The organism is Telluria sp. PB2R4 (genome assembly GCF_059685695.1).
Genome location: NZ_JCASIC010000001.1, coordinates 183,759 through 209,104 on the forward strand (window position 1 = coordinate 183,759; position 25,346 = coordinate 209,104).

The following is a 25,346-nucleotide window of genomic DNA, read 5'->3' on the forward strand; positions in this document are numbered from 1 at the left end:
TGTTTGACAATTTTTGATAATTGCCCAGTAATTCGACTCTGACCCCATTTGTTTTTGTCGAAAAACGGAGCGTATTTCGACGAAGTTTTATTCGTTCAATTGATCTAGCAAAGTTAATGCACCCAAGCGCAAAACTCGCCCCGTTTGTTCGACAAAATATTCAGGGTCAGGGTCGAATTAATGGGGAAGATATGAAAGTTTCCCGATAATTCGACTCTGACCCTCATTGTTTGATCGATACGCGCGATGGAAAAGACGAGGGTCGGGTGCGATTAACTGGCATTTTGCAGAAATTGCTCAGCAATTCGACTCTGACCCCACGGTGGCCTCGGCCGCCGACCCCAGGCTGGCCTGGGCCGCGAGGACTTCGGTGACGGCGTCGCGGTCGAGCGGGCGATAGTAGAAATAGCCTTGGACGAAGTCGCTGCCCATGTCGCGCAGGATGCTGACCTCGGCGCTGGTTTCGACGCCTTCCGCCACCACGTCCAGGCCGAGCGTGCGCGCGAGCATCACGACCACTTCGGCAATCTGGCGCTTGTCCCCATGCAGGTCCATCGCGCTGACAAAAGAGCGGTCGATCTTCAGGGTGTCGATCGGCAGCCGGCGCAGGTGGCTCAGCGACGAGTAACCGGTCCCGAAGTCATCCAGGCTGAGGCGCACGCCGAGCTGTTTCAGCTGCATGAAGATCGCCAGCGCGTGATCGGGATCGGCCATCACCGCGCTTTCGGTCAGCTCCAGCTTCAGGGAACCGCCGGCAACGCCGGTCTCGTCCAGCACGCGCGCGACCACGTCGACCAGGTCGCCATCGTTCAGCTGGACGGCCGATACGTTGACGCTCATGCTCAAGGGCTCGCTCCTGCCGCATTGCCAGGCCCGCAGCTGGCTGCAGGCTTCGCGCAAGACCCAGCCGCCGATCTCGCCGATCAGCCCGATTTCCTCGGCCACCGGAATGAACTCCACGGGCGAGATCAGGCCAAGGACCGGATGGCGCCAGCGCAGCAGCGCTTCGAAGCCGCGGATCAGCCCATCCTGCGGCGAGACGATCGGCTGGTACTGCACGAACAGCTGCCCGCCCGGCAGCGCCAGGCGCAGCTCCGCTTCCAGCGTTAGGCGGCGCAGGGCGCCTTCCTGCATGGTCTGGTCGAACATCATCCAGCGCGCACGCCCGTTCTGCTTGGCGTGGTACATCGCGATGTCGGCGTCGCGCAGCATCACCTGGACATCGCTGTAGCCGGTCGAACTCATGGCGATGCCGATGCTGGCCGTGACGTAGACCTGCTGCTCGCCGATGCTCAAGGGATTGGCCAGCGTCTGCAGCAGGCGCTCGGCGACCCGGATCGGGGTCGCGGCATCGTGCACGTTGTCGAGCAGGATGGTGAATTCGTCGCCGCCAAGGCGCGACACCACGACGTCGCGTTCGACGCCGCTGTCGCGCGCCACCAGGTCGGTCTGGCGCAGGCAGGCGGTGAGGCGCTGCGCGGTCGCGACGATCACCTGGTCGCCCGCCTGGTGTCCCAGGCCATCGTTGATCGCCTTGAAGCGGTCGAGGTCGACGAACAGCACGGCGAACTGGAAGCTCGGATGGCGCTGCGAGCGCAGCAGGAAGTGTTCGAGCCGGTCGAGGAACAGCCTGCGGTTGCCGAGCGAGGTCAGCGGATCGTGGAGCGCGTCGTGCACCAGGCGCTCCTGCGCCCGGCGGCGTTCGATCACGCGTCCGAGCTGGGTGCCGATCTGCGCCATCAGGCGCAGCATGGAGTCGTCCGGCGTCTGCAGCTCGCGGCTGAAGAATTCGAGCACTGCCACTACCTCGCTGCCGATCATTACCGGGAAGGCGAACAGCGACGACAATCCCAGTTGGGTCAAGAGCGGCATGCGCGGATAGCAGGCGGCGTCGGGGGCGCCGGCGTTGGCCCAGGCCGGTGCGCCGGTCTGCAATACCCGGCCCGGCAGGCCGACATCCGGCGAAAACACGATTTCCTCGGTCAGGGTACGCAGGCTGTCGAATGCACCGGCACTGTCGTCGTGCCAGATGGCGGTGGAGTCGAGTTCGCCGGGGCCGTTTTCCGGCGCGAGCAGCAGGTGCCCGAGCGGCCAGCCGGCGAAGCGGCAGACCGCTTCCAGCGCATGGCGCATCGCGTCCTCGACCCCGGCAGCTTCGTTGGCCGCTGCGGCGATGCGTTCCAGCAGGGCGATCTCCTGCTGGCGCTGGAACAGGTCGCGCAGGCCGCGTTCGGCGATGGCTTCCGCTTCCTGGCGCGCGGCCGTTTCGCGCTTGAGGCGGCGCTGCAAACGCGCGATCTCGGCATCGAGCGAGGCTGCCGCGGGTGCCGGAATCACGCGCTGAACCGCACGTGGAACACGCACTTGTCGGCGCCGTGGTGCATGCACGCCGGTTGGCTGATCTGCGCCTGCTCGCCGTAGTGGTCGGCCGCGCCTTGCATGAACCCCTCGGCCAGTGCGCACAGGCGGCGTGCCGAGTTGTAGCCGATGACCAGGGTGGCGCTGTCGCTGGTGTCGAAGTCGAATACCGGCGGGGTGGCGCCCGGATACAGCTTGCGCACTTCAGGGTGGATCAGGCTGTTCAGGGTGAGCAGGAAGCTGCGGGTGCTTGCGTGGGTGCCGAAGAACTGCGGGTAGCGCTCCACCAGCAGCGGCATCGCGCGCCGCCCGAACCAGCGCAGCACGTCCTGCGGCGGAATCTGCAGGGCGCTGGAGGCCACCTCGACCAGTCGGACCACCTGCCCGTCATCGTAGCTGCCGAGGGAGGTATAGGCGCCGTCGAGACCGGCGTCATCCAGCAGGCGATCCCAGGTCGCCTCGCCGAAATCACGGCTGACCGCCTCTTCGAGCAGATTGAAAACGATGCCCTTCATGCAAACTCCCGCAAACAAATAAAGTGTGAGAATTCTACATGCTTTGGCCGAATGTATCCGGCGGGAAACTAAATTATTACCGGAATTGACGATACGGCGCGATTGCTGTTGCATGGAGCTGACAGGACATGCGCTTGCCAAGCTCCGGGCATCAGTACTCGCGGCGGTCCGGTTTGATTTCTTGCAGGATGGTGGTGGCGATTTCTTCGATCGATTTCGTGGTCGACGACAACCAGCGCACGCCTTCGCGCTTCATCATCGCTTCGGCCTCGTTCACCTCGTAACGGCAGTTCTCGATCGAGGCGTATTTGCTGCCGGCGCGGCGTTCGTTCCGGATCTGCGACAGGCGCTCCGGCGTGATCGTCAAGCCGAACAGCTTCGATTTGAACGGCGGCAGCGAGGACGGCAGCTTGCCGCGCTCGAAGTCGTCGGGGATCAGGGGATAGTTGGCCGCCTTCAGTCCATACTGCATCGCCAGGTACAGGCTGGTTGGCGTCTTGCCGGAGCGCGACACGCCCACCAGGATCACATCGGCCTCGGCCAGGTTCTTGTGCGACTGGCCGTCGTCATGCGCGAGCGAAAAGTTGATCGCTTCGATCCGGTTCTTGTACTCCTCGGTGTCCACCGCATTGTGGATGCGCCCGATCGTGTGCGTCGACTTCACGCCCAGTTCCTGCTCGAGCGGCGAGACGAAGGTCTGGAACAGGTCCATGTGCATGCCCTTGGCCGCCCGGATCACGCTGGACAGGTCATGCGTCACCAGGGTCGAGAACACGATCGGCCGCTGGCCGTCGCGCGCGAAGCTGTCGTTGATGCGGCGTGCTGCCTCGTGCGCCTTCTCGACCGAGTCGATGAAAGGCAGGCGGATCTGCCGGAAGCGCATCTCGAATTGGCTCAGCACCGCGTGACCGAAGGTCTCCGCCGTGATGCCGGTGCCGTCCGACACAAAGAAGACGGTGCGCGAGGAGGGGGGAGTGGAGGCGCTGGTATCTTGGGTCATGGTGTCTGAATGCTAAGTCTTGCTGCTAAAGTTGCAGCATGCTCTCACGGTCACGGGGTAAAATGCTCGGCAACGGGTCTGCATTGTGCTGCACGACGGCCAGAATAACAAGAACACCCCGTCGCCCAGCGCTGCATGAAGCTTCCCCAAAGGTTTCTATCATCAAGTAAGGGTGTACCACCATGACCAACCTGTCTGTTGCAGCATTGAAGGAGCCTGATCAAGCGTCACGTGCGGTAAATCGTACCTACGTAGCATCGTTCGAGAACCTCCGCATGACCGACGTCGAGTCGGTCGGCGGCAAGAACGCGTCGCTGGGCGAGATGATCTCGCAGCTGGCGAATGCCGGCGTGCGCGTGCCGGGCGGCTTTGCCACCACGGCCGATGCCTTCCGCGATTTCCTCGATCATAGCGAGGGCGGCCCATCCCTCGGCCAGCGCATCGCCACGCGCCTCGAAGGCCTCGACATCGACGACGTCCGTTCGCTGGCAAGCGCCGGCGCCGAGATCCGCCAGTGGATCGTCGATACCCCGTTCCAGCCGCGCCTGGAACAGGAAATCCGCGAATTCTACGAGCGCCTGGTCGCCGGTTCCGAGACCGAAGTCTCGTTCGCCGTGCGTTCCTCGGCCACCGCCGAAGACCTGCCGGACGCCTCGTTCGCGGGCCAGCAGGAATCCTTCCTGAACGTGGTCGGCATCGACAACGTGCTCGAAGCCATGAAGCACGTGTTCGCCTCGCTCTACAACGACCGCGCCATCTCCTACCGCGTCCATAAAGGCTTTACCCACGCCGAAGTGGCGCTGTCGGCCGGTGTGCAGCGCATGGTGCGCTCCGACACAGGCGCCTCCGGCGTCATGTTCACCATCGATACCGAATCGGGCTTCAAGGACGTGGTGTTCGTCACCTCGAGCTACGGCCTGGGCGAGACCGTGGTGCAGGGCGCCGTCAACCCGGACGAGTTCTACGTGCACAAGCCGATGCTCGCGCAGGGCAAGCTGCCGGTCATCCGCCGCAACATCGGCTCCAAGCTCATCAAGATGGAGTTCACCAACGAAGCCAAGGCCGGCCGTTCGGTCAAGACCGTCGACGTGCCGATCGAGATGCGCAACCGGTATTCGCTGAACGATTCCGAAGTGGTCGAGCTGGCCAAGTACGCCGTCATCATCGAGAACCACTACGGCCGTCCGATGGACATCGAGTGGGGCAAGGATGGCCGCGACGGCAAGCTGTACATCCTGCAGGCGCGTCCGGAAACCGTGAAGTCGCAGCAGTCGGCCCTAGAGACCCAGCAGCGCTTCAGCCTGAAGGGCTCGGGCACCGTGCTGACCCACGGCCGCGCCATCGGCCAGAAGATCGGCGCCGGTCCGGTGCGCGTGATCCACGACCCGAGCGAGATGGAACGCGTGCAGCCGGGCGACGTGCTGGTGGCCGACATGACCGACCCGAACTGGGAACCGGTGATGAAGCGCGCCTCGGCGATCGTCACCAACCGGGGCGGACGCACCTGCCACGCGGCGATCATCGCCCGCGAGCTGGGCGTGCCGGCGGTGGTCGGCTGCGGCGACGCTACCGAGGTGCTGAAAGACGGCACCTTTGTCACCGTCTCGTGCGCCGAGGGCGACGAAGGCAAGATCTACGACGGCCTGCTGGAAACCGAGATCACCGAAGTCTCGCGCGGCGAACTGCCGCCGATCCCGACCAAGATCATGCTCAATGTCGGCAACCCGCAGCTGGCCTTCGACTTCCAGTCGGTGCCGAACAACGGCGTCGGCCTGGCGCGCCTCGAGTTCATCATCAACAACAACATCGGCGTCCACCCGAAGGCGATCCTCGAGTACCCGAACATCGATGCGGACCTCAAGAAGGCGGTCGAGTCGGTGGCACGCGGCCACGCCTCGCCGCGCGCCTTCTACGTCGACAAGCTGGCCGAAGGCGTGGCGACCATCGCCGCTGCGTTCTGGCCCAAGCCCGTCATCGTGCGCCTGTCGGACTTCAAGTCGAACGAGTACAAGAAGCTGATCGGCGGGTCGCGCTACGAGCCGGACGAGGAAAACCCGATGCTGGGCTTCCGCGGCGCCGCCCGCTACCTGGCCGAAGACTTCGCCGAAGCCTTCGAGATGGAATGCCTGGCCATGAAACGCGTCCGTAACGACATGGGCCTGACCAACGTCGAGCTGATGATTCCGTTTGTGCGCACCCTGGGCCAGGCCGAGAAGGTCATCGACCTGCTGGCGAAGAATGGCCTCAAACGCGGCGAGAATGGACTGCGCGTCATCATGATGTGCGAAGTACCGTCCAACGCCATCCTGGCCGAGCAGTTCCTGGAATTCTTCGACGGCTTCTCGATCGGTTCGAACGACCTGACCCAGCTGACCCTGGGCCTGGACCGCGACTCCGGCATGGAGCTGCTGGCCAAGGACTTCGACGAACGCGACCCGGCGGTCAAGGCGATGCTGTCGCTGGCGATCAAGGCTTGCCGTGCGCAGGGCAAGTACATCGGCATCTGCGGGCAGGGACCGTCGGACCATCCGGACTTCGCGCAGTGGCTGGTGGAGCAGGGGATCGAATCGATGTCGCTCAATCCGGACTCGGTGATCGATACCTGGCAGAAGCTGGCAGGGAAGTAAGGCAGTGCCTATGCGCGAGCGATAATCGTGAACCGGAGGCCTTACTTTCCTGTATAGACCTGCTACACTGGCATGGATAAATCCTTGCCGGAAAGTACACAATCATCAAGCGCACCGACCCCATCGAACCCTCGTCGCCTCTTGCAGGCCGCGGGGGTTTTTTACTTTTCGAAACCAGAACCAAGGAGACAAACGGATGACTGACTGGATGTTCTGGCTGGTGGCCGCCGGGGTCCTCGTGATCGCCGAGCTGTTCACCGGCACCTTTTACCTCCTGATGATCGCCATCGGCGTCAGCGCCGGTGCGCTGGCCGCATGGAGCGGTGCGAGCGGCCCGGTGCAAACCATGGTTGCCGCCGCGGTCGGCCTGGCAGCCACCGCAATCCTGCACCGCAGCCGCTTCGGCAAGCCGGCCCGCAGCGAGGCCACACGCGACCGCAACGTCAACCTCGACATCGGCCAGCGTGTGGCCGTGGCCGCATGGCAGGACGGCCGCGCCCGCGTGATGTACCGCGGCGCGCTGTGGGACGTCGAACTCGGCCCGGGCGCGCTGCCCGAGGCGGGCGACTACCGCATCGTCGAAGTGCTCGGCAACCGCCTCGTCGTGGTCAATTCATAAGACTACCTAATAATTATTACTCATCTATAAGGGATGCTCATGGAATTCTCCTTCGAAATAGTAGCGCTGGTCATCTTCATCATTGCGCTGGTATTCATCTTCAAGACCATCAACGTGGTGCCGCAGCAGCACGCGCTGGTGGTCGAGCGCCTGGGCAAGTACCACGCCACGCTGGCCCCGGGCCTGAACATCGTGGTGCCCTTCATCGACCGCATCGCCTACAAGCACAGCCTCAAGGAAATCCCGCTCGACGTGCCGCCGCAGGTCTGCATCACCCGCGACAACACCCAGCTGCAGGTCGACGGCATCCTGTACTTCCAGGTCACCGATGCGATGCGCGCCTCCTATGGCTCGTCGAACTACATCCAGGCGATCACCCAGCTGGCCCAGACCACGCTGCGCTCGGTGATCGGCAAGATGGAGCTGGACAAGACCTTCGAAGAGCGCGATCACATCAACACCACCATCGTCAACGCGATCGACGAGTCGGCCGCCAACTGGGGCGTCAAGGTGCTGCGCTACGAGATCAAGGACCTGACCCCGCCGGCCGAGATCCTGCACGCGATGCAGCGCCAGATCACCGCCGAGCGCGAAAAGCGCGCCCTCATCGCCGCCTCGGAAGGCCGGCGCCAGGAGCAGATCAACATCGCCAGCGGCGAACGCGAAGCCGCCACCCTGCGCTCCGAAGGCGAACGCCAGGCCGCGATCAACCGCGCCCAGGGCGAAGCCAGCGCCATCGTCGCCCTTGCCGATGCCAGCGCCGCCGCGCTGCGCCAGGTGGGCGCCGCGATCCGCGAGCCGGGCGGCATGGATGCGGTCAACCTGCGCGTGGCCGAGCACTACGTCGACGCCTTCGGCAACCTGGCCAAGACCAATAATTCGCTGATCGTGCCGGCCAACATGGGCGACATGAGCAGCGTGATCGCCAGTGCGCTGCAGATCGTGAAGTCGCAGAAATGAGGGTCGTGGTGATCACCGGCGCCTCGGATGGCATCGGCGCCGAGATGGCGCGCCAGCTGGCGGCGAAGGAGGGCGCCGGGATTGGGCTGGTGCTGGCCGCCCGCAACGCGGCGCAGCTGGAGGCGGTGGCGGGCGAATGCACGGCCCGCGGCGCCCAGGTCCTGGTCGTGCCGACCGACGTCGGCGTGCAGATCCAGTGCCGCCGCCTGGTGATCGGCGCGCTCGAACACTTCGGCCGCATCGATGTCCTGGTAAACAACGCGGGCCGCTCGGCGCACGCGCTGTTCGAGGAAGTCGAGGACCTGTCCTGGTACGAAGAGCTGATGCGGGTGAACCTGTGGGGCGCGGTCTGGTGCACGCAGGCCGCGCTGCCTGCGCTGAAGGCCTCACAGGGGAAGATCGTCGCGGTGTCCTCGCTGGCCGGCCTGGTCGGCGTGCCGGGACGGACCGCCTACAGCGCCACCAAGTTCGCGATGACCGGCTTCTTCGAGGCCTTGCGGGCCGAGGTGAAGGGCTACGGGGTGAGCGTGACGACCGCCTATCCGGGCGTGGTCGCCACCCGCATCCGTCACCGCGGCTTCAATGCGCAGGGTGAAGAGGCTGGCGTGAGCGGACTGGATGAAGCGGGCGCCATGCGCGTCGAGGAGTGCGCGCGCCTGATCATCGATGGGATGGACGCGCGCCGGCGCGAAGTCGTCATGACGGCGAAGGGCAAGCTCGGGCGCTTCATCAAGCTGTTCGCGCCCGGCCTGGTGGAGAAGATGGCGCTGGCCGCCCTGAAAAAAGACGTCCAGCCGCGTTGAACTAGAAGTCGACGGTCGCCGACACCACCAGGCTGCGCGGCGCACCCTGCACCAGGTAGCCATAGCCCGGATAGCCGCCCGCCGACGCCCAGTAGTTCTTGTCGGTGACGTTGTCGATACGGGCGCGCAGCGTCACGTCGCGGTCCATGAAGCGCAGCAGGTAGTTGGCGCCGATGTCCAGGCGCGTCCAGGACGGCAGCTGCTGGGTGTTCGCATCGTTGGCGTACTGCTTGGCGGTGTATAACACGCGCGCATTCAGCGCCAGGCCCTGCACGCCCGGCACGTTCCAGTCGGCCCCCATGTTCAGCTGGGTCTTCGGCACGCCGATCACGTCCTTGCCGCTGCTTTCCTGTTCGGCGTCGAGCAGGGTCAGGCCGCCCAGCAGGCGCAGGCCCTGCGCCGGCACGCCGAACACGTTCAGCTCCAGCCCGCGGTTGCGCTGCGCGCCGTAGATGCCGAAGCGGTTGTCGACCACGGCGCCGCTCGGACGCGAGGTGGTGAACACGGCTGCGCTCATGCCCAGCTTGCCGCCGTCGTACTTGACCCCGGCTTCCTTCTGGCGCGAGACGAAGGGCGCGAACACCTCGCCCTGGTTGACGATGTTGACGCCCGAGGCGACCGGACCCTTCTGCAGGGCTTCCGAGTAGTTGGCGTACAGCGAGACATCGTGGCGGGGCTTGTACACGATGCCCGCCACCGGGGTCAGTTCGCCCTTTTCGTAGGCGGCGTTCGGCGCGCCCGTGTTGTAGTCATAGCCGTAATCCTTGATCTTCTGGTAGCGCGCACCCACCGTGAGCAGCACGCGCTCGTCCAGGAAGCCGAGGGTGTCGGCCACCGCGACGCTCGACACGATCGTTTTCTGGGTCAGCAGCGGATCGTTCATGTTCCCGCCGGTGAAGAAGCTGCTGGACGGCGCCGCGACATCGACCGGGCGATACAGGTTCGACGGGAAGCCGGCGAAATCGCTGAAGGCGTAGGCGTTGTTCGACTCCGCATGGAAGGTCGAGGCCGTGGCGCTCAGCTTGTGGGACACGGCGCCGGTCGTGAGCTCGGTGCGTACGCCGATTTCGCCGGTGCGCACGTCGTCTTCGCGCACGTTGTCGAAGCGCGTCATCGTGGTATTGCCATTCGCGCCAGTCACGGTGGGCGAGGAGATGATGTTGGATTCATCGCCCTTGCGCATGCCCAGCGCCGCCCAGGCGGTGGCGCCGCCCGGCAGGTCGGCCTCGGCGCGCAGCGTGCCGAAGGTGTCGCGCTCGCCAGAATAGGTCCAGGGCTGGGCGTAATTGATGTCGCTGTTCGGTGCGGCGGGGATCGGCAGCGCGTCGCTCACGGTGACGCTCGGGCGGGCACCGCGCAGCTGGTGGTCCTGGTGACCAAGGTCGGCCGACAGCCGGAAGCCGCGGCCGCGGTAGTCCACGCCCACCGAGTAGACGCTCAGTTCGCGGCTTTCGCGGTCCACCGCCGTGTCGCCGTCGCGGCGCACCGCATTCACGCGCACGCCGAAGCGCTCGCCTTCGCCGAAGCGGCGCGAGATGTCCGTCGCCGCATACGCCTGCCCGCCGGTCTCCACGCCGGCCGTCACCTGGGTGAGCGGCGCATTGGTGGCGCGCTTGGGCAGCAGGTTGATCGAACCGCCGATGCCGCCGCCGCTTGGCGGCGCGCCGTTGACGAAACTGTTCGCGCCGCGCAGCACTTCGACGCGCTCCAGCAGTTCCGAGGCCACGAACTGGCGCGGCAGCAGGCCGTACAGGCCGTTGTAGGCCATGTCGTCCGAATACACCGGGAAGCCGCGGATCATGTACAGCTCCTGGTAATTGCCGAAGCCGCGTGCGGTGCGCACCGCCGGGTCGTTCTGGACCACGTCGGCGACGCTGCGCGCCTGCTGGTCCTGGATCACGCCGAGGGTGTAGTTGGTGGTGCTGAACGGCGCATCCATGATGTCGACGTTACCCAGCAGGCCAAGGCGGCCGCCGCGGGCGACCTGGCCGCCGGCGTAGGCGGACGGCAGGCCCTGGGCGGAGGCGTCGGCCGAGGCGCTGACGACGACGGTGGCGACGGGTTCGGTGGTGGTGTCCTGTGCTTGTGCGGCAAAGACGGCAGCGGCGAGGGCGATCGGGGTCAGGCGAAGCAGTTTCATCAGCGGAGGGTCGTTTCTTATTGAGAATGATTGTCATTCTAACCGTTTTGGCTTGCGCCTGTAAATGAGAACGATTATTATTTGCGGAACTTTACGATTCGGCGTCTCTCTCATGTCATCAAGCAAGCTGCGCCTCTGGAGCTGGATCCACAAATGGAGCAGCCTGGTCTGCACCGTCTTCATGCTGCTGCTGTGCCTTACCGGCCTGCCGCTGATCTACCACCACGAGATCGGCCACCTGCTCGGCACCGACGTCGAAGCCCCGGCCCTGCCGCCCGGGATGTCGGCAAATGCGCCGCGCGGCAACATCGACGCCGTGCTGGCCTCGGCCCGGGAGCTGTATCCCAACAAGATTGCGATGTACATGTCGCAGGAAGACGACGAACCGGCGATCTGGAACGTCACGCTGGGCGACCATCCGACCGACGAACATTACAAACCGATCGCGGTCGACGCCCGCACGACGAAAGTCATCACCGAGCCGGCCTTCGAGGGCGGCGCCTTCATGTCCACCATGTTCCGCCTGCACGTCGACCTGTTCGCCGGCCTGGCGGGCAAGCTGTTCCTCGGTTTCATGGGCCTGCTCCTGATCGTCGCGGTCGTCAGCGGAGTGGTGCTGTACGCCCCCTTCATGCGCAAGCTCGATTTCGGCGAGGTGCGCCGCGAACGCAGCCGCGTCATCCGCTGGCTCGACCTGCACAACCTGCTCGGCATCGTCACCCTGGTCTGGGTGTTCGTGGTCGGCGCCACCGGCATGGTCAACACCTGGGCCGACCTGCTGCTCAAGCACTGGCAGAACACCGAGATCGCCGAGATGCTCGAGCCCTACGCGGGCCAGCCGAAGGTCGCCAAGCTGGCCTCGATCCACGACGCCATCCTGAGCGCGGAAAAAGCGGAGCCGGGCATGAAGGTGGCCTTCGTGGCCTTCCCGGGCACGCCCTTCGCCAGCCCGCACCATTACGGCGTGTTCATGCGCGGCGACGAAGCCTTCAGTTCGCGCCTGTACAAGCCGGTGCTGATCGACGCCGCCACTGGCGAGATCACCGACCGCCGCGAGCTGCCCTGGTACCTGACCGCGCTGCTGCTGTCGCAGCCGCTGCACTTCGGCGACTACGGCGGCCAGGGCATGAAGCTGCTGTGGGCCTTGCTCGACATCGCCACCATTTTCATCCTGGGCAGTGGGCTCTACCTGTGGCTCAAGCGCAGCCGCAAGGCCCGGTCCGTCAGTAGCGACAAGCCTGCGCTTCAGGATGTGCCGGCCCTGGCACGCTCCCCTGAGGCGCCATGATGCGCACCCGCACCCAGATCTGGGCCATGCCGGTGCTGCTGGCCGTTCTCACGGTGATCGGCCTGCTCGCCGCCCTGTTCGGCGACGGGGTCTGGGACCTGGTCTCGAGCGTCACCCTGGGCGCCCCGGTCGCGGTGGGCGCCTGGTACGCCCTGCGCCGCACGCCTTCGCGGCACTGAAACGCGCCGACGCTGCGCTGACGCTGCGCTGACGCTGTATACTTCGCCAACACGGCGGCCCGGTTGGCGGAGCCGCCGCGAACCAGCGAGAGAGCGCCTATGTTTGCAGCAGTGGACCTGGGGTCCAACAGCTTCCGGCTTCACATCGGCGAACCGGCGGGCAGCCGCATGCACATCGTGCGCACCGCACGCGACCCGATCCGCCTGGCTGCCGGCCTGGACGCGGACCAGATGCTGACCGAGGCGGCGATGCGCAGCGCCGTCAAGACCCTGCAGGACTTCCGCGCCATCCTCGACGAATACACGCTCGACGCCGTGCGCGTGGTCGCCACCAACACCCTGCGCGTGGCGCGCAATGCCGAGCAGCTGCTGCCGCGGCTGGAAGCGGCCATCGGCTATCCCGTCGAGGTGATCTCGGGCGAGGAAGAAGGGCGCCTGATCTACATGGGCGTGGCGCGCGCCATCGACAACCCAAGCGAACGCCGGCTGGTGGTGGACATCGGCGGCGGCTCCACCGAAGTCATCGCCGCCATCGGGCCCGAGATCAACCTGGTCGAATCCTTCGGCATCGGCACCCATCCGCAGACCGCCGCCTTCTTCGCGGACGGCCGCGTCACCGCGCAGGCCTTCGAGGCCGCCGTCACCGAGGCGCGCGCCCGCTTCGAGGATGCGGCCGGCCTGTACAAGGCGCAGGGCTGGGATGCCGCCTACGGCTCCTCCGGCACCATGCGCGCCATCAACGAGGTGATCGGCAGGAATGGCATCGGCGACGGCAGCATGTCGCAGGCCAGCCTGCATGCGTTGCGCGACATCCTGCTCGAACTGGGCCACGTCGACGCCTTTACTCTGCCCGGCATCAGGAAGGAGCGAGTGCCGGTGATGGCCGGCGGCCTGACGGTCCTGATCGCCGTGATGCAGGAACTCGGCATCGATCGGCTCACCGCGATCAACGCCGGCCTGCGCCTGGGCGTGCTGTCCGACCTCGAGCTGCGGGCCAACCGGCGCGACCGCCGCGACGCCGCGATCCGCGCCTGCATGCGCCGCTTCGGCGTCGACAGCCAGCGTGCGCTGCGCACCGCGCACATCGCCTCGGCGCTGTACGACCAGCTCGACCCGGCCGATGCCCAGCACTACCTGTGCTGGAGCGCGATGCTGCACGAAGTCGGGCTGCAGATCTCGATGACGGGCTTTCACAAGCACGGCGCCTACATCGTCGAACATGCCGACCTGCCGGGCTTCACCACCCGCGAGCAGCGCCTGATGAGCAACCTGGTGCTGGGCCAGAAGGGCAACCTGCGCAAGATCCGCGAGGCGCTGCAGGAGCCCGATGTGGCCAAGGCAGTGCTGGCGCTGCGCATGGCGGCGGTCTTCATGCACGCCCGCGCCGACGATGACCTGGCGGGGCTGCGCGTGCGCATGCGGCAGCGCATCGAACTCGAGCTGCCGGCCGGGCTGCTGGCCAGGCACCCGACATTGGCGCCGTGGCTGCAGAAGGAAGTGGAGGCGTGGAATGAAGTGGGAATGGCGTTCGTGGCGCGTAGGGTGGGCGGCTCCACCACGTAACATGATCGCTTGCGGCGCGGATGCCGCCCACGCGTTCAAACCGACGATGAATTGTCGGTGACGCTGTTCACCTGGATTTGAACGCGTGGGCAGGAGACCTGCCCACCCTACGATTGAGTCGCTGCAGATCTAGCGCAGCTGCCCGATAAAATCCGGCCCCACCACCAGTTTCACGTAAGGCAGCCCATTGCTGCCCTTGAGGCTGATCCAGAACACCCCCGCCTTCCGGATCCGCCAGTCCTGCTTGCTACCGGCCAGCAGCAGCGACGCCACCTGCCCGAGCAGCGGCTGGTGGCCGACGATCAGCGCCGGCTGGCGGTGCGCCGGCCAGCCCGCGGCCTCGATGATCGCTTCCGCCGTCGAATCCGGGGCCAGGCTGTCGACCAGCTTGAAGTTGCGTCCCAGCGCCTGCACCGTTTGCACGCAGCGCTTCGCCGGGCTGCTCAGCACCCGCACGTCGTCCGGGAGCTGGCGGTGCAGCCAGGCGCCGACGCGCGCCGCGTGGCGCTTGCCCTTCGGCGTCAGCGTGCGCCGCAGGTCGAGCTCGTAGTGGTCGCCAGCTTCGCCTTCGGCGACGTGCGGCTCAGCCTCGGCGTGGCGCCACAGGATCAGGTCCATCCTCGTTCTCCTTGTTGGTGTGCAGGCTGGCGCCGAGCGTTTCCATCAGGTCCTGCTGGGCGCTGATCGACTTCTGGCTGCCGCGGGTCTTCTTGCGGCGGTAGTGCCCGTCGCTGCCGAGTTCCCAGGCATTGACGTTGTCCTTCAGGTAGGGATGCAGGCCCTCGCGCAGCACCCGGCGCTTGAGCGCGGGCGAGCGGATCGGGAAAGCCACTTCGACGCGCCGGAACAGGTTGCGGTTCATCCAGTCCGCGCTCGACAGATACACGTCGTGTTTCAGGTCGTTGCGGAAGTAGAAGATGCGCGTGTGTTCCAGGAAGCGGCCGACGATCGAGCGCACGCGGATGTTCTCGCTCAGGCCGGGCACGCCGGGACGCAGCGAGCAGGCGCCTCGCACGATCAGGTCGATGCGCACGCCGGCCTCCGAAGCTTCGTACAGCGCCTTGATTACCGAGTCGTCGGTGAGCGAATTCATCTTGGCGATGATGCGCGCCGGTTTGCCGTGGCGCGCGAGCGCCGCTTCGTCGCGGATGGCGCGCACGATCTCCTTCTGCAGCGAGAACGGCGCCAGCCACAGGCTGGTGAGCTGCTTCGGGCGCGTCAGGCTGGTGAGGTGGATGAACACCTCGTTGACGTCGGCCGTGATCTCGTCGTCGCTGGTGAGCAGGCCGAAGTCGGTATAGAACTTGGCGGTGGTCGAGTTGTAGTTGCCGGTGCCGAGGTGGGCATAGCGCCGCAGGCCGTTCTCTTCGCGGCGCAGCACCAGCGCCAGCTTGGCATGGGTCTTCAGGCCGACCACGCCGTAGACCACCTGGGCGCCGGCCTGCTCGAGGCGCTCGGCCCAGTTGATGTTGGCTTCCTCGTCGAAGCGCGCCATCAGTTCGACGATGACGGTGACTTCCTTGCCACGCAGGGCGGCGGCGATGAGCGCTTCCATCAGGTCCGAGTTCATGCCGGCGCGGTAGATGGTCTGCTTGATCGCCACCACGCAGGGGTCGGCCGCGGCCGACTGGACGAAGTCGATCACCGGCTGGAACGATTCGAAGGGGTGGTGCAGCAGCACGTCCTGCTTGCGCAGGGCCGCGAAGATGTCGGGGCCGGTGAGCTTGGCCGGGTAGCCCGGCGTGAAGGGCTTGAATTTCAGCTCCGACTTGTCGTTGGTGTTGACGACCTCGAGCATGCGGCCCAGGTTGACCGGACCGTCCACCGCGAACAGGCGCGAACGGTCGATCTGGAACTGGTCCAGCAAAAAATTCGCCAGGTGGGGCGGGCAGGAATGCGCCACTTCGAGGCGCACCGCGAAGCCGTAGTTGCGGCTATGGAGTTCGCTCTGCAGGGCCTGGCGCAGGTTCTTGACTTCGTCTTCGTCGACCCACAGGTCGCTGTTGCGGGTGACCCGGAACTGCGAGTACGACACCACGTCGCGCCCGGTAAACAGGTCGGCCATGTGGGCCTGGATCACCGAGGACAGCAGGCAGTACGACGCGCCCTTCTTATCCGACAGGTCGTCGGGCAGGCGGATCAGGCGCGGCAGCACGCGCGGCGCCTTCATGATGGCGATGCCGCTGCCGCGCCCGAAGGCGTCCTTGCCCGCCAGTTCGACGATGAAGTTCAGGCTCTTGTTGACCACCCGGGGGAAGGGGTGGGCCGGGTCGAGGCCGATCGGGGTGAGCAGGGGGCGGACTTCCTTGTCGAAGAAAGCCTTCACCCAGGCGCGCTGCGCGGCATTGCGCTCGCCCCGGCGCAGCATGTGGATGCCGTTCTCCGACAGGCGCGGCAGGATCTCGTCGTTGAACAGCTTGTACTGGCGATCGATCAGGCGCCGGCACTCGGCGCTGGCGCGCTCCAGGGTGGCGGCCAGCGCGTGCGGAATACCGTTGTGGCCGGCCTCCATCTGGTGCTGGGCCAGCAGGCTGGCCACACGTACTTCGAAGAATTCGTCGAGGTTGCCCGACACGATGGTGATGAAGCGCAGCCGTTCGAGCAGCGGAACGGCAGGATCTTCGGCCTGGGCCAGCACCCGGCGGTTGAACTCGAGCAGCGACAGCTCGCGGTTCAAAAAGGCGCCGCCTTCGGGAATGTTCCTGGCCTCGGTTTCCAGGGCCTTCTGTTTCATATCCATGGTCTGCGTCGTAGTGTCGGCGCAAACAGTTTAGTTGGTCGATATGACAACGGCATTACACGCGGCATGCCGGACACCGGGTTTGCCGATTAAGCATCGTTAAAGGCGAGCCGGGTATAAGGTTCTCATCATTATCATAACAAGAGAGGAACTACGCCATGAAAGCGTTCGTGCGGGCCAACAAGGGTTTCCTGATGTTCATGTTTCTGTTCGGCGTGTTCCGCACCGCGGTGGCCGACTGGAATCCGATCCCGTCCGGTTCCATGCGGCCCAACCTGCTGGAGGGCGACGTGGTCTTCGTCAATCGCCTGGCCTACAACGTCAAAGTGCCGCTGACCGATGTGGTCATCGCGCGCACCGGCGAGCCGCTGCGCGGCGATGTCGTTACCTTCACCTCGCCGGCGGACGGTACCCGCCTGATCAAGCGGGTGCTGGCGCTGCCGGGCGACCGGGTCGAGATCCGCAACGAGCGCCTGGTGATCAACGGCGTCGAGTCGCACTACACGGTCGAGGAAATGGTGCAGGAGACCACCGCGGAAGGGCGCATGGACGCACTGCGCCTGAGCGAGACCGTGGACGGACGCGGCCACCGCATCCAGGTCCTGCCGCAGCGGCAGGTAGCACGCGACTTCGGGCCGGTGACGGTGCCCCGGGATGCCTACATGATGTTGGGCGACAACCGCGACAACAGCGCCGATTCGCGCTACATCGGCTTCGTGCCGCGCCACTTGCTGATCGGGCGCGCCGAGCGCATCCTGGTCTCGGCCGACTACCAGGGCAACTGGATGCCGCGCACCGAGCGCTTCGGGATGTCCTTGCGCTGAAGCATCCTGTTCCGTAAAACCCAGTACAATTGCGTCCCCTCCGGACGCCTGCCTGCCGCAGTGCCGGTTCTTAGCATTCACAAGGCACTGCCATGCATCGACTCCTCACCACCATCCTGGCCTGCCTCGGCATGATCGGGGCTCTCGCCATCGACACCTATTTGCCGTCGATGCCGGCGATCGGCGTCGAGTTCGGCGTCGGCCCGGTGGCGGTGCAGCAGACGCTGAGCGTGTTCCTGTTCACCTTCGCCTTCATGATGCTGTTCTACGGCACCCTGTCGGATTCCTTCGGGCGGCGCCCGGTGATCGTGGGCGCGCTGGTGCTGTACACGCTGTCCTCGGTCGGCGCCGCGCTGGCCCCGAGCTTCGGCTGGCTGCTGGTGTTCCGCGCGCTGCAGGGCGTGTCGGCCGGCGCCGGCTCGGTGATCGGCCAGGCCATCGTGCAGGACCGCTTCGAGGGCGCCCAGGCGCAGAAGATGATGTCGCACATCATGATGGTGTTCGGCCTGGCGCCGGCGATCGCGCCGGTGCTGGGCGGCTGGCTGCACGTCAGCTTCGGCTGGCGCTCGAACTTCGTCTTCCTGGCCCTGTTCGGCCTGGCAATGATCCTGACGGTGATACGCATGCTGCCGGAAAGCCTGCCGGTGGAAAAGCGCCAGGCCTTCCATCCGGCGACGATTGCCGGCAATTACCTGATGGTGCTGCGCAACCCGCAATTCGTGATGCTGTCGCTGGCGCTCGGCCTGGCCTTCGGCGGCCTGGCGCTGTACATCGGTTCGGCCGCCAACTTCGTGATGGATATCCTGGGCCTGCCGGAGACCGCCTTCGCCTGGATGTTCATCCCGCTGATCGGCGGCATGGTGCTGGGATCGGCCTGGGGCGGCAAGCGCGCCCACAAGGCGCCGCCGGGGCGGCTGCTGCGCATCGGCTACACCACCATGGCGGTGGCGTCGGTGCTCAATGTCGGCTACAACGCCCTGTTCCCGGCCAGCGTGCCGTGGGCGGTGCTGCCGCTGGCCGTGTTCACCTTCGGCCTGGCGGTGGCCATGCCGGGCATCCAGCTGGCGGCGATGGGCCTGTTCCCGGCCAACCGCGGGCTGGCGGCCTCGATGGTCGGCTTCATCCAGATGATGTCGTTCGCGCTGGTGTCGGGCCTGGTGGCGCCGCTGCTGTTCGGGAGCGCGTTGAAGCTGGCCGGCGGCGCAGCGGTCGGCTGCCTGCTGAGCTTCCTGATGTGGCGCCTCAGCCAGCGCTTCGCCAGGCCCGCCGCCTGAATCAGCGGCGGTTCTGCTTCATCGCGGACGCCACTTCACGCTTGGCGTCGCGATCCTTCTCGGTAGAACGCTTGTCGTGCTGCTTCTTGCCCTTGGCCAGGCCGATCTCGCACTTCACGCGGCCGCCCTTGAAGTGCAGGTTGAGCGGCACCAGCGTGTAGCCGGAACGCTCGACCTTGCCCACCAGCTTGTCCAGCTCGTTGCGGTGCAACAGCAGCTTGCGCGTGCGTACCGCCTCGGGATGGCTGAAGCTCGACGCCGTGTTCAGCGCGCTGATGTGGGCGCCGAACAGGAACAGCTCGTCGCCGCGCACGACGACGTACGCTTCCTTGATCTGGACCTTGCCTTCGCGGATGGCCTTGACCTCCCAGCCCTCCAGCACGATGCCGGCTTCATACCGGTCCTCGATGAAGTAGTCGAAGAAAGCTTTTTTATTGTCAACAATACTCATGAAATAGCGAAAATCCGCGTCTCGGTTAAACTACTGCTGTGACGCCGGCAGTACCTACTGCATGGCGCAAAATGCAACTCGTCCAACATCATAACAAACGGTTGACCAATGGCAGTAGTGCACAAATCAGTTTTTCTCGGGTATAGCACCGAGCAGATGTTCGACCTCGTCGCCAAAGTCGAGGACTATCCCAAATTCCTGCCCTGGTGCGGCGGCGTGAAGATCATCGAACGCAGCGACGACAAACTGGTGGCCAGCCTTCAAATCAACTTCCACGGCGTGAAGCAAAGCTTCACCACCTCGAACCACAACAACCGCCCGACCCAGATGAAGATGCACCTGGTCGACGGTCCGTTCAAGGTGCTCGAGGGAACCTGGAACTTCAAGGCCCTGCGCGCCGACGCCTGCAAGATCGACTTCGAATTGCATTACGAGTTCTCCAGCATCATCCTGGAACAGATCATCGGGCCGGTATTCGGCATGATCGCCAACACCATGGTCGATTCCTTCAGCAAGCGCGCCGAGGCGGTGTATGGTTGAGGTCACGGTGTGCTACGCCACCGCGCACGACGAGTTCCTGCGCTCGATCACGGTCGCGCCGGGCGCCACGATCGGCCAGGCCATCGAGATCAGCGGCGTGCTGGAGGCGTATCCGGACATTAACCTGAGCACCCAGCCAGTCGGTATCTACGCCAAGAAGAAGACGCTCGACACGGTGCTGCGCGACCGCGACCGCATCGAGATCTACCGGCCCCTGGTGGCCGATCCCAAGGATTCACGCCGCCGCCGTGCGGCCAAGAGAGATGTCGGCGCGCAGCCTCGCGACCCTGCGCCGCCGGCCTGACGCCATCGTTTTCATGCGCCTGCCTGAGCCATGCTGATTACCGTAAGCCTCTTGCTGGTCACCTGCGCACTGTCGGCGGTCATGCTGCTGGTGCTGACCTCGCTGGTCGACAGCAAGGTGGCCGGCATCCGCGAATGGGGACTGGCGAACGCGGTAGCGGTTGTCGCCCTGCTGCTGTTCGCGGCGCGCGGCGTGCTGCCGGACCCCGTCAGCATCGAGCTTGCGAACGCGCTCCTGCTCCTGAGCGCCAGCCTGATGCTGGCTGGTTTCCGGCTCTACATGGGCCTGCCGGTGCCGTGGCGCCTCCTCGCAGCGGGCAGCCTTGCCGCCTTCGCAGGCGTGGTGGTGTTCCACCTTGTTCATGATTCGCTGGCGCTGCGGGTGGTCGCGATGTCAGCCTATCACGCGGCCATCTGTTTCGGCATCCATGCCAGCCTGCCGCGGCGCGCCGACGGTCGCCTGCGCTATGCCAACGCCTTCACCCGGACCGCGGCCCTGCTGCTGGGGCTGGGGCATTTCGGCCGCGGCGCCTTCTATGCCTATGACGCCTACGCGCCGGCCGCTTTGCTCGATCCGGGCATCGCCAACCTGGTCTTCTTTGCAGTCGGCACCCTGGCGATGCCGGCCCTGAGCCTGGGCGCGGTGATGATGGCCAACGCGCGCGTGCTGGATGCGGCTGCGTACGCCGCCGACCACGACCACCTGACCGGCGCCCCCACGCGCCGCGCTTTCCTGGAAGTGAGCGAACGCGAACTCGCGCGGGCGCGGCGGCACGGCAGCGGACTGGGACTGCTGCTGGTCGACGCCGACCACTTCAAGCGCATCAACGACACCTACGGCCACGCCGTCGGCGACGCAGTGCTGCGCGACCTGGTGACGCGCACGCGCGAGGTGATCCGCAAGATCGACTATTGCGCGCGCCTCGGCGGCGAAGAATTCGGCGTGCTGCTGCCGGACGCCAGCTTCGAGACGGCCAGGGCAGTCGCGGAACGCCTGCGCGCGGCGCTCGACCGTCCCATCGAGGGTAAGCCGGGCGCCGCCTATACCGTCAGTATCGGCCTGGCGATGCTCGACAAAGGGGAGGATTTCGCCGGCCTGATGGGCCGTGCGGATGCGGCCCTGTACGCGGCCAAGGCCGGCGGCCGTAACCGGGTGGAGTGTGCGCCGCGGGCGGGCGCGGAGACAACTCCCAAGCCGGGCGGCGCGACGGTCATTCGCCTGCGGCCTTAACTAGACTGGCGGCACTGCGCCAGCGCCTTGTTGACCCTGGCCAGCTGGGCGGCGCGCTCGTCGTCACTGATGAAGCTGCGCTCTCCCTTGGCGTCGAACTTCGCGATGCGGGTCCCGGACTCGACCTGCGCACGCATCTCGCGCGCATCCCGGCAGTGTTCGGCCAGGTCGCGGCGGCGCTGTGCCTCCAGCGCATCTTTCTTGTTCTGCTCATCGCGCAGTTTGGCGCGTGCGCGGAAATCCTCTTCACGTTCGGCAAGGTTTTTCGCTCCCTTGACGGGCGCGGCCGGGGTCGGCTCCGCCGGGGCCGCCGGGGTGGCCGCTGGGGTGGCCGCCAAGGCCCGACCCGGCGCCTTCAGGATCTTGTGCGGCGGCGTGGACGGCGGCGGTGGGAGGTCGGAGAAATGGCGTACGCCATTCGCGTCGATCCACGAATACTGGGCATGGGCCAGGCCGCAGCCCAGCAGCAGGAGGCAGGCGGCAAACGGGCGGAGGAGAGAGGTCGAGGACAGCATAAAAGTTTTCCTTGGGTAACGAACAGATTTCCTCATGCTTGGCGCGCGCTGTCAATTGCAGACGAGCGAAACCGTTCTTCGCCGGCGATATTTAGGCATGGCTGCGACAGTTTTTTCCAGGTTCTGTATAATTCGCTTTTGCGCCTATAGGAAAATGCTATGCGTCTACTCCAAAAAGCACTCACGTTCGATGATGTGCTGCTCGTCCCGGCCTACTCCAATGTTCTTCCGGCCAACACTTCCCTTCGCACCAAGCTGACCCGGAACATCACGCTGAACATCCCGCTGCTGTCGGCCGCGATGGATACCGTGACCGAGGCACGCCTTGCAATCGCGATGGCGCAAGAGGGCGGCATCGGCATCATCCACAAGAACCTGAGGCCGGCCGACCAGGCCCGTGAAGTAGCGCGCGTGAAGCGTTATGAATCCGGGGTGCTGCGCGACCCGATCACCGTTCCTCCCACCATGAAGATCCGCGAAGTGCTGGCGCTGTCGCAACAGCACGGCATCAGCGGCTTCCCGGTGGTCGAGGGCAAGCAGGTGGTCGGCATCATCACCAACCGCGACCTGCGTTTCGAAGAAGACCTGGACGCCGAAGCCCGCGCCAAGATGACCCCGCGCGAGAAGCTGGTCTACGTCAACGAAGACGCCGACACCGAAGAAGCCAAGCGCCTGATGAACAAGCACCGCCTCGAGCGCGTGCTGGTGGTCAATGACGCCTTCGAGCTGCGCGGCCTGATCACCGTCAAGGATATCCAGAAATCGCACGAGCACCCGCTGGCCTCGAAGGATTCGCAGGGCAAGCTGCTGGTGGGCGCGGCCGTGGGCGTGGGCGAACGTGACGAAGAGCGCATCGAACTGCTGGTCGCCGCCGGCGTCGACGTGCTGGTGGTCGACACGGCGCACGGCCACTCGCAGGGCATCCTAGACCGCGTCAAGTGGATCAAGGACCGCTTCCCGCACGTGGACGTCATTGGCGGCAACATTGCCACGGCAGCGGCAGCGAAAGCGCTGGTCGAGTACGGCGCCGATGCGGTCAAGGTCGGCATCGGCCCGGGCTCGATCTGCACCACCCGCATCGTGGCCGGCGTCGGCGTGCCGCAGATCACCGCGATCTCGAACGTGGCCAAGGCACTGGAAGGCACCGGCGTGCCCTGCATCGCCGACGGCGGCATCCGCTTCTCGGGCGACATCTCCAAGGCACTCGCCGCAGGCGCGCACACCGTTATGATGGGCAGCATGTTCGCCGGCACCGAAGAAGCGCCGGGCGAAGTCATCCTGTACCAGGGCCGCAGTTACAAATCCTACCGCGGCATGGGCAGCCTGGGCGCGATGGCCGAAGGCTCGGCCGACCGCTACTTCCAGGAAGCGTCGAGCAAGGCCGACAAGTTCGTCCCGGAAGGCATCGAAGGCCGCGTCGCCTACAAGGGCAGCGTGCTGGCGATCATCTTCCAGCTGGTCGGCGGCGTGCGCCAATCGATGGGCTACTGCGGCTGCGCTACCATCGAAGAACTGCGCGAGAAAGCCGAGTTCGTCGAGATCACCTCGGCCGGCATGCGCGAATCGCACGTGCACGATGTGCAGATCACCAAGGAAGCGCCGAACTACCGCTCCGAATGATTAGTCAAACGGCGCCTGTGCGCCGTTTTTTGTATTCGTAGGGTGGGCAGGGAACCTGCCCACCCTACGCGACCCCGACCACGAATACTGTTTCTGTCCATGCATTCAAAAATCCTCATCCTCGATTTCGGTTCCCAGGTTACCCAGCTGATCGCCCGCCGCGTGCGCGATGCCGGCGTGTTTTCCGAAGTCTTCCCGTATGACGTCAGCGACGAGTTCGTCCGCAACTACGGTGCCAGCGGCATCATCCTGTCGGGCAGCCACAACTCCACGCTCGAAGGCGACTCGCCGCGCGCGCCGCAGGCCGCCTTTGAGGCCGGCGTGCCGGTGCTGGGCATCTGCTACGGCATGCAGACCATGGCGGCCCAGTTGGGCGGCAAGGTCGAAAACGGCAAGGTGCGCGAATTCGGCTACGCCGAAGTGCGCGCCCGCGGTCATACGGCCCTGTTCAACGGCATCAACGACTTCGTCACCGATGAAGGCCACGGCATGCTGCGCGTCTGGATGAGCCACGGCGACAAGGTGCTGGACATGCCGCCCGGCTTCAAGCTGATGGGCTCGACCGACAGCTGCCCGATCGCCGCCATGGCCGACGAGGAGCGCCGCTTCTACGCGCTGCAGTTCCACCCGGAAGTCACCCACACCACGCAAGGCGAAGCCATCATCGGCCGCTTCGTCCACGAGATCTGCGGCTGCAAGTCGGACTGGAACATGCCCGACTACATCGGCGAAGCGGTCCAGAAGATCCGCGAGCAGGTCGGCACCGACGAAGTCATCCTCGGCCTGTCCGGCGGCGTCGACTCGAGCGTGGCCGCAGCCCTGATCCACCGCGCCATCGGCGACCAGCTGACCTGCGTGTTCGTCGACCACGGCCTGCTGCGCAAGGACGAGGGCAAGATGGTGATGGACATGTTCTCGAAAAACCTCGGCGTGAAGGTGATCCGCATCGATGCCGAAGACCAGTTCATGGGCCACTTGGCCGGCGTGACCGACCCCGAGCAGAAGCGCAAGATCATCGGCCGCGAGTTCGTCGAGGTGTTCCAGGTCGAGGCGGGCAAGCTGACCAATGCGCGCTGGCTGGCGCAGGGCACCATCTACCCGGACGTGATCGAATCGGCCGGCAAGGGTAAGAAGGGCCAGACCATCAAGAGCCACCACAACGTGGGCGGCCTGCCGGAGACCCTGAACCTGAAATTGCTGGAGCCGCTGCGCGAGCTGTTCAAGGACGAGGTGCGCAAGCTCGGCGTGGCGCTGGGTCTGCCGCATGACATGGTGTACCGTCACCCGTTCCCGGGTCCGGGCCTGGGCGTGCGCATCCTCGGCGAGGTCAAGAAGGAATACGCCGACCTGCTGCGCGAAGCCGATGCGATCTTCATCGAAGAGCTGCGCAATACGCCGTTCGAGCTGCCGGCCGTGGCCGGGATCGATCCGGGCAAGGCGCCGGTGAACTGGTATGAGGCGACCAGCCAGGCGTTTGCCGTGTTCCTGCCGGTGAAGTCGGTGGGGGTGATGGGGGACGGGCGTACTTATGAGTACGTGGTGGCGCTGCGTGCGGTGCAGACGCTGGACTTCATGACGGCGCAGTGGGCGCATTTGCCGCACTCGCTGCTGGGGAAGGTGTCGAATCGGATCATCAACGAGGTGCGTGGGCTGAACCGGGTTGTGTATGATATTTCGGGGAAGCCGCCGGCGACGATTGAGTGGGAGTGACCTGAGAGTTCTAAGTAACTGATTTTGAAATAAAAAACCGGAGCCGTTGATTATCTTGAGTGAATGATCAACGGCTCTATGATTTT

General features: G+C 65.3%; 22 protein-coding genes. 14 read left to right on the forward strand and 8 right to left on the reverse strand.

The window, feature by feature from the left end; translation table 11 throughout:
• Positions 1-297 precede the first annotated feature (297 nt).
• The 3 genes from AC56LU_RS00835 to ppsR all read right to left on the reverse strand — a co-directional run bounded on the left by AC56LU_RS00835 (position 298) and on the right by ppsR (position 3,873).
• Entirely contained in the window at positions 298-2,337 is a 2,040-nt protein-coding gene (locus tag AC56LU_RS00835; RefSeq protein WP_497173694.1) for a putative bifunctional diguanylate cyclase/phosphodiesterase, read from the reverse strand.
• Positions 2,334-2,873: a heme NO-binding domain-containing protein gene (locus AC56LU_RS00840; RefSeq protein ID WP_497173695.1), complete on the reverse strand. Its 540-nt coding sequence runs from the start codon at positions 2,871-2,873 to the stop codon at positions 2,334-2,336. Before AC56LU_RS00840 ends, AC56LU_RS00835 begins: the two co-directional genes overlap by 4 nt.
• A gap of 151 nt (positions 2,874-3,024) precedes the next feature.
• Positions 3,025-3,873 (reverse strand): posphoenolpyruvate synthetase regulatory kinase/phosphorylase PpsR, encoded by an 849-nt coding sequence (gene ppsR, locus AC56LU_RS00845; RefSeq protein ID WP_497173696.1) that lies wholly within the window; start codon positions 3,871-3,873, stop codon positions 3,025-3,027.
• Positions 3,874-4,055: 182 nt separating this feature from the next.
• Between ppsR and ppsA the strand changes: the two genes are divergently transcribed.
• The 4 genes from ppsA to AC56LU_RS00865 all read left to right on the forward strand — a co-directional run bounded on the left by ppsA (position 4,056) and on the right by AC56LU_RS00865 (position 8,882).
• Positions 4,056-6,500 carry a phosphoenolpyruvate synthase gene (ppsA, locus tag AC56LU_RS00850; protein ID WP_497173697.1) on the forward strand — a complete coding sequence of 815 codons (2,445 nt, stop codon included), beginning with the start codon at positions 4,056-4,058 and terminating at the stop codon, positions 6,498-6,500.
• A gap of 196 nt (positions 6,501-6,696) precedes the next feature.
• On the forward strand, positions 6,697-7,119 hold the full coding sequence (locus tag AC56LU_RS00855) for an NfeD family protein (protein ID WP_497173698.1): 423 nt from the start codon (positions 6,697-6,699) through the stop codon (positions 7,117-7,119).
• A gap of 39 nt (positions 7,120-7,158) precedes the next feature.
• Positions 7,159-8,079 (forward strand): SPFH domain-containing protein, encoded by a 921-nt coding sequence (locus AC56LU_RS00860; protein WP_497173699.1) that lies wholly within the window; start codon positions 7,159-7,161, stop codon positions 8,077-8,079.
• Positions 8,076-8,882, forward strand: a complete 807-nt coding sequence (locus AC56LU_RS00865; RefSeq protein ID WP_497173700.1) for an SDR family oxidoreductase — start codon at positions 8,076-8,078, stop codon at positions 8,880-8,882. The genes AC56LU_RS00860 and AC56LU_RS00865 overlap by 4 nt, the downstream gene beginning before the upstream one ends.
• Before the next feature lies 1 nt (position 8,883).
• Here the strand turns inward: AC56LU_RS00865 and AC56LU_RS00870 are convergent, their stop codons facing one another.
• Positions 8,884-11,022, reverse strand: a complete 2,139-nt coding sequence (locus AC56LU_RS00870; RefSeq protein ID WP_497173701.1) for a TonB-dependent receptor — start codon at positions 11,020-11,022, stop codon at positions 8,884-8,886.
• Between the two features lie 112 nt (positions 11,023-11,134).
• On the opposite strand from AC56LU_RS00870, the gene AC56LU_RS00875 reads away from it, so the two are divergent.
• From AC56LU_RS00875 to AC56LU_RS00885, 3 genes are all read left to right on the forward strand, one after another.
• The gene (locus AC56LU_RS00875; protein ID WP_497173702.1) at positions 11,135-12,310 is read left to right on the forward strand and encodes a PepSY-associated TM helix domain-containing protein; all 1,176 of its coding nucleotides are present in this window, start codon (positions 11,135-11,137) and stop codon (positions 12,308-12,310) included.
• Positions 12,307-12,489, forward strand: coding sequence for a hypothetical protein (locus AC56LU_RS00880; protein WP_497173703.1), 183 nt, complete (start codon positions 12,307-12,309; stop codon positions 12,487-12,489). The genes AC56LU_RS00875 and AC56LU_RS00880 overlap by 4 nt, the downstream gene beginning before the upstream one ends.
• Before the next feature lie 99 nt (positions 12,490-12,588).
• Positions 12,589-14,052 carry a Ppx/GppA phosphatase family protein gene (locus tag AC56LU_RS00885; RefSeq protein WP_497173704.1) on the forward strand — a complete coding sequence of 488 codons (1,464 nt, stop codon included), beginning with the start codon at positions 12,589-12,591 and terminating at the stop codon, positions 14,050-14,052.
• Between the two features lie 129 nt (positions 14,053-14,181).
• On the opposite strand, the gene AC56LU_RS00890 is transcribed toward AC56LU_RS00885, so the two are convergent.
• Positions 14,182-14,670: a SixA phosphatase family protein gene (locus AC56LU_RS00890; protein WP_497173705.1), complete on the reverse strand. Its 489-nt coding sequence runs from the start codon at positions 14,668-14,670 to the stop codon at positions 14,182-14,184.
• Positions 14,636-16,792, reverse strand: coding sequence for a polyphosphate kinase 1 (gene ppk1, locus AC56LU_RS00895; RefSeq protein ID WP_497173706.1), 2,157 nt, complete (start codon positions 16,790-16,792; stop codon positions 14,636-14,638). Before ppk1 ends, AC56LU_RS00890 begins: the two co-directional genes overlap by 35 nt.
• Before the next feature lie 158 nt (positions 16,793-16,950).
• Between ppk1 and lepB the strand changes: the two genes are divergently transcribed.
• Both lepB and AC56LU_RS00905 read left to right on the forward strand, forming a co-directional pair.
• Complete coding sequence (lepB, locus tag AC56LU_RS00900) at positions 16,951-17,616, forward strand: signal peptidase I (RefSeq protein ID WP_497173707.1); 666 nt, start codon at positions 16,951-16,953, stop codon at positions 17,614-17,616.
• 92 nt (positions 17,617-17,708) lie between these two features.
• On the forward strand, positions 17,709-18,890 hold the full coding sequence (locus tag AC56LU_RS00905) for a multidrug effflux MFS transporter (RefSeq protein ID WP_497173708.1): 1,182 nt from the start codon (positions 17,709-17,711) through the stop codon (positions 18,888-18,890).
• Position 18,891: 1 nt separating this feature from the next.
• Here AC56LU_RS00905 and smpB read toward each other — a convergent pair whose 3' ends face one another.
• Positions 18,892-19,341 carry an SsrA-binding protein SmpB gene (gene smpB / locus AC56LU_RS00910; RefSeq protein WP_497173709.1) on the reverse strand — a complete coding sequence of 150 codons (450 nt, stop codon included), beginning with the start codon at positions 19,339-19,341 and terminating at the stop codon, positions 18,892-18,894.
• A gap of 108 nt (positions 19,342-19,449) precedes the next feature.
• On the opposite strand from smpB, the gene AC56LU_RS00915 reads away from it, so the two are divergent.
• From AC56LU_RS00915 to AC56LU_RS00925, 3 genes are read left to right on the forward strand one after another with little or no spacing between them, the layout of a single operon-like run.
• Positions 19,450-19,881 carry a type II toxin-antitoxin system RatA family toxin gene (locus AC56LU_RS00915; protein WP_497173710.1) on the forward strand — a complete coding sequence of 144 codons (432 nt, stop codon included), beginning with the start codon at positions 19,450-19,452 and terminating at the stop codon, positions 19,879-19,881.
• Entirely contained in the window at positions 19,874-20,185 is a 312-nt protein-coding gene (locus AC56LU_RS00920) for an RnfH family protein (protein WP_497173711.1), read from the forward strand. Before AC56LU_RS00915 ends, AC56LU_RS00920 begins: the two co-directional genes overlap by 8 nt.
• 30 nt (positions 20,186-20,215) lie before the next feature.
• Complete coding sequence (locus tag AC56LU_RS00925; RefSeq protein ID WP_497173712.1) at positions 20,216-21,415, forward strand: GGDEF domain-containing protein; 1,200 nt, start codon at positions 20,216-20,218, stop codon at positions 21,413-21,415.
• On the opposite strand, the gene AC56LU_RS00930 is transcribed toward AC56LU_RS00925, so the two are convergent.
• Entirely contained in the window at positions 21,412-21,930 is a 519-nt protein-coding gene (locus AC56LU_RS00930) for a DUF4124 domain-containing protein (protein ID WP_497173713.1), read from the reverse strand. The two genes, AC56LU_RS00925 and AC56LU_RS00930, sit on opposite strands and share 4 nt — an antisense overlap.
• A 159-nt stretch (positions 21,931-22,089) precedes the next feature.
• Between AC56LU_RS00930 and guaB the strand changes: the two genes are divergently transcribed.
• Positions 22,090-23,550: an IMP dehydrogenase gene (guaB, locus tag AC56LU_RS00935; RefSeq protein WP_497173714.1), complete on the forward strand. Its 1,461-nt coding sequence runs from the start codon at positions 22,090-22,092 to the stop codon at positions 23,548-23,550.
• Between the two features lie 99 nt (positions 23,551-23,649).
• Positions 23,650-25,260: a glutamine-hydrolyzing GMP synthase gene (guaA, locus tag AC56LU_RS00940; RefSeq protein ID WP_497173715.1), complete on the forward strand. Its 1,611-nt coding sequence runs from the start codon at positions 23,650-23,652 to the stop codon at positions 25,258-25,260.
• Positions 25,261-25,346: the final 86 nt, after the last annotated feature.

Excerpts from the sequence above, each read along its gene's own strand:
- AC56LU_RS00890 (WP_497173705.1), bottom strand. The coding sequence starts at position 14,670 with ATGGACCTGATCCTGTGGCGCCACGCCGAGGCTGAGCCGCACGTCGCC.
- smpB (WP_497173709.1), bottom strand. The coding sequence starts at position 19,341 with ATGAGTATTGTTGACAATAAAAAAGCTTTCTTCGACTACTTCATCGAG.
- guaA (WP_497173715.1), top strand. The coding sequence starts at position 23,650 with ATGCATTCAAAAATCCTCATCCTCGATTTCGGTTCCCAGGTTACCCAG.
- AC56LU_RS00880 (WP_497173703.1), top strand. The coding sequence starts at position 12,307 with ATGATGCGCACCCGCACCCAGATCTGGGCCATGCCGGTGCTGCTGGCC.
- ppk1 (WP_497173706.1), bottom strand. The coding sequence starts at position 16,792 with ATGGATATGAAACAGAAGGCCCTGGAAACCGAGGCCAGGAACATTCCC.
- AC56LU_RS00855 (WP_497173698.1), top strand. The coding sequence starts at position 6,697 with ATGACTGACTGGATGTTCTGGCTGGTGGCCGCCGGGGTCCTCGTGATC.
- AC56LU_RS00870 (WP_497173701.1), bottom strand. The coding sequence starts at position 11,022 with ATGAAACTGCTTCGCCTGACCCCGATCGCCCTCGCCGCTGCCGTCTTT.
- ppsA (WP_497173697.1), top strand. The coding sequence starts at position 4,056 with ATGACCAACCTGTCTGTTGCAGCATTGAAGGAGCCTGATCAAGCGTCA.
- AC56LU_RS00925 (WP_497173712.1), top strand. The coding sequence starts at position 20,216 with ATGCTGATTACCGTAAGCCTCTTGCTGGTCACCTGCGCACTGTCGGCG.
- AC56LU_RS00885 (WP_497173704.1), top strand. The coding sequence starts at position 12,589 with ATGTTTGCAGCAGTGGACCTGGGGTCCAACAGCTTCCGGCTTCACATC.
- AC56LU_RS00865 (WP_497173700.1), top strand. The coding sequence starts at position 8,076 with ATGAGGGTCGTGGTGATCACCGGCGCCTCGGATGGCATCGGCGCCGAG.
- AC56LU_RS00875 (WP_497173702.1), top strand. The coding sequence starts at position 11,135 with ATGTCATCAAGCAAGCTGCGCCTCTGGAGCTGGATCCACAAATGGAGC.
- AC56LU_RS00920 (WP_497173711.1), top strand. The coding sequence starts at position 19,874 with ATGGTTGAGGTCACGGTGTGCTACGCCACCGCGCACGACGAGTTCCTG.
- AC56LU_RS00930 (WP_497173713.1), bottom strand. The coding sequence starts at position 21,930 with ATGCTGTCCTCGACCTCTCTCCTCCGCCCGTTTGCCGCCTGCCTCCTG.
- AC56LU_RS00905 (WP_497173708.1), top strand. The coding sequence starts at position 17,709 with ATGCATCGACTCCTCACCACCATCCTGGCCTGCCTCGGCATGATCGGG.
- ppsR (WP_497173696.1), bottom strand. The coding sequence starts at position 3,873 with ATGACCCAAGATACCAGCGCCTCCACTCCCCCCTCCTCGCGCACCGTC.
- AC56LU_RS00915 (WP_497173710.1), top strand. The coding sequence starts at position 19,450 with ATGGCAGTAGTGCACAAATCAGTTTTTCTCGGGTATAGCACCGAGCAG.
- AC56LU_RS00840 (WP_497173695.1), bottom strand. The coding sequence starts at position 2,873 with ATGAAGGGCATCGTTTTCAATCTGCTCGAAGAGGCGGTCAGCCGTGAT.
- AC56LU_RS00860 (WP_497173699.1), top strand. The coding sequence starts at position 7,159 with ATGGAATTCTCCTTCGAAATAGTAGCGCTGGTCATCTTCATCATTGCG.
- guaB (WP_497173714.1), top strand. The coding sequence starts at position 22,090 with ATGCGTCTACTCCAAAAAGCACTCACGTTCGATGATGTGCTGCTCGTC.
- lepB (WP_497173707.1), top strand. The coding sequence starts at position 16,951 with ATGAAAGCGTTCGTGCGGGCCAACAAGGGTTTCCTGATGTTCATGTTT.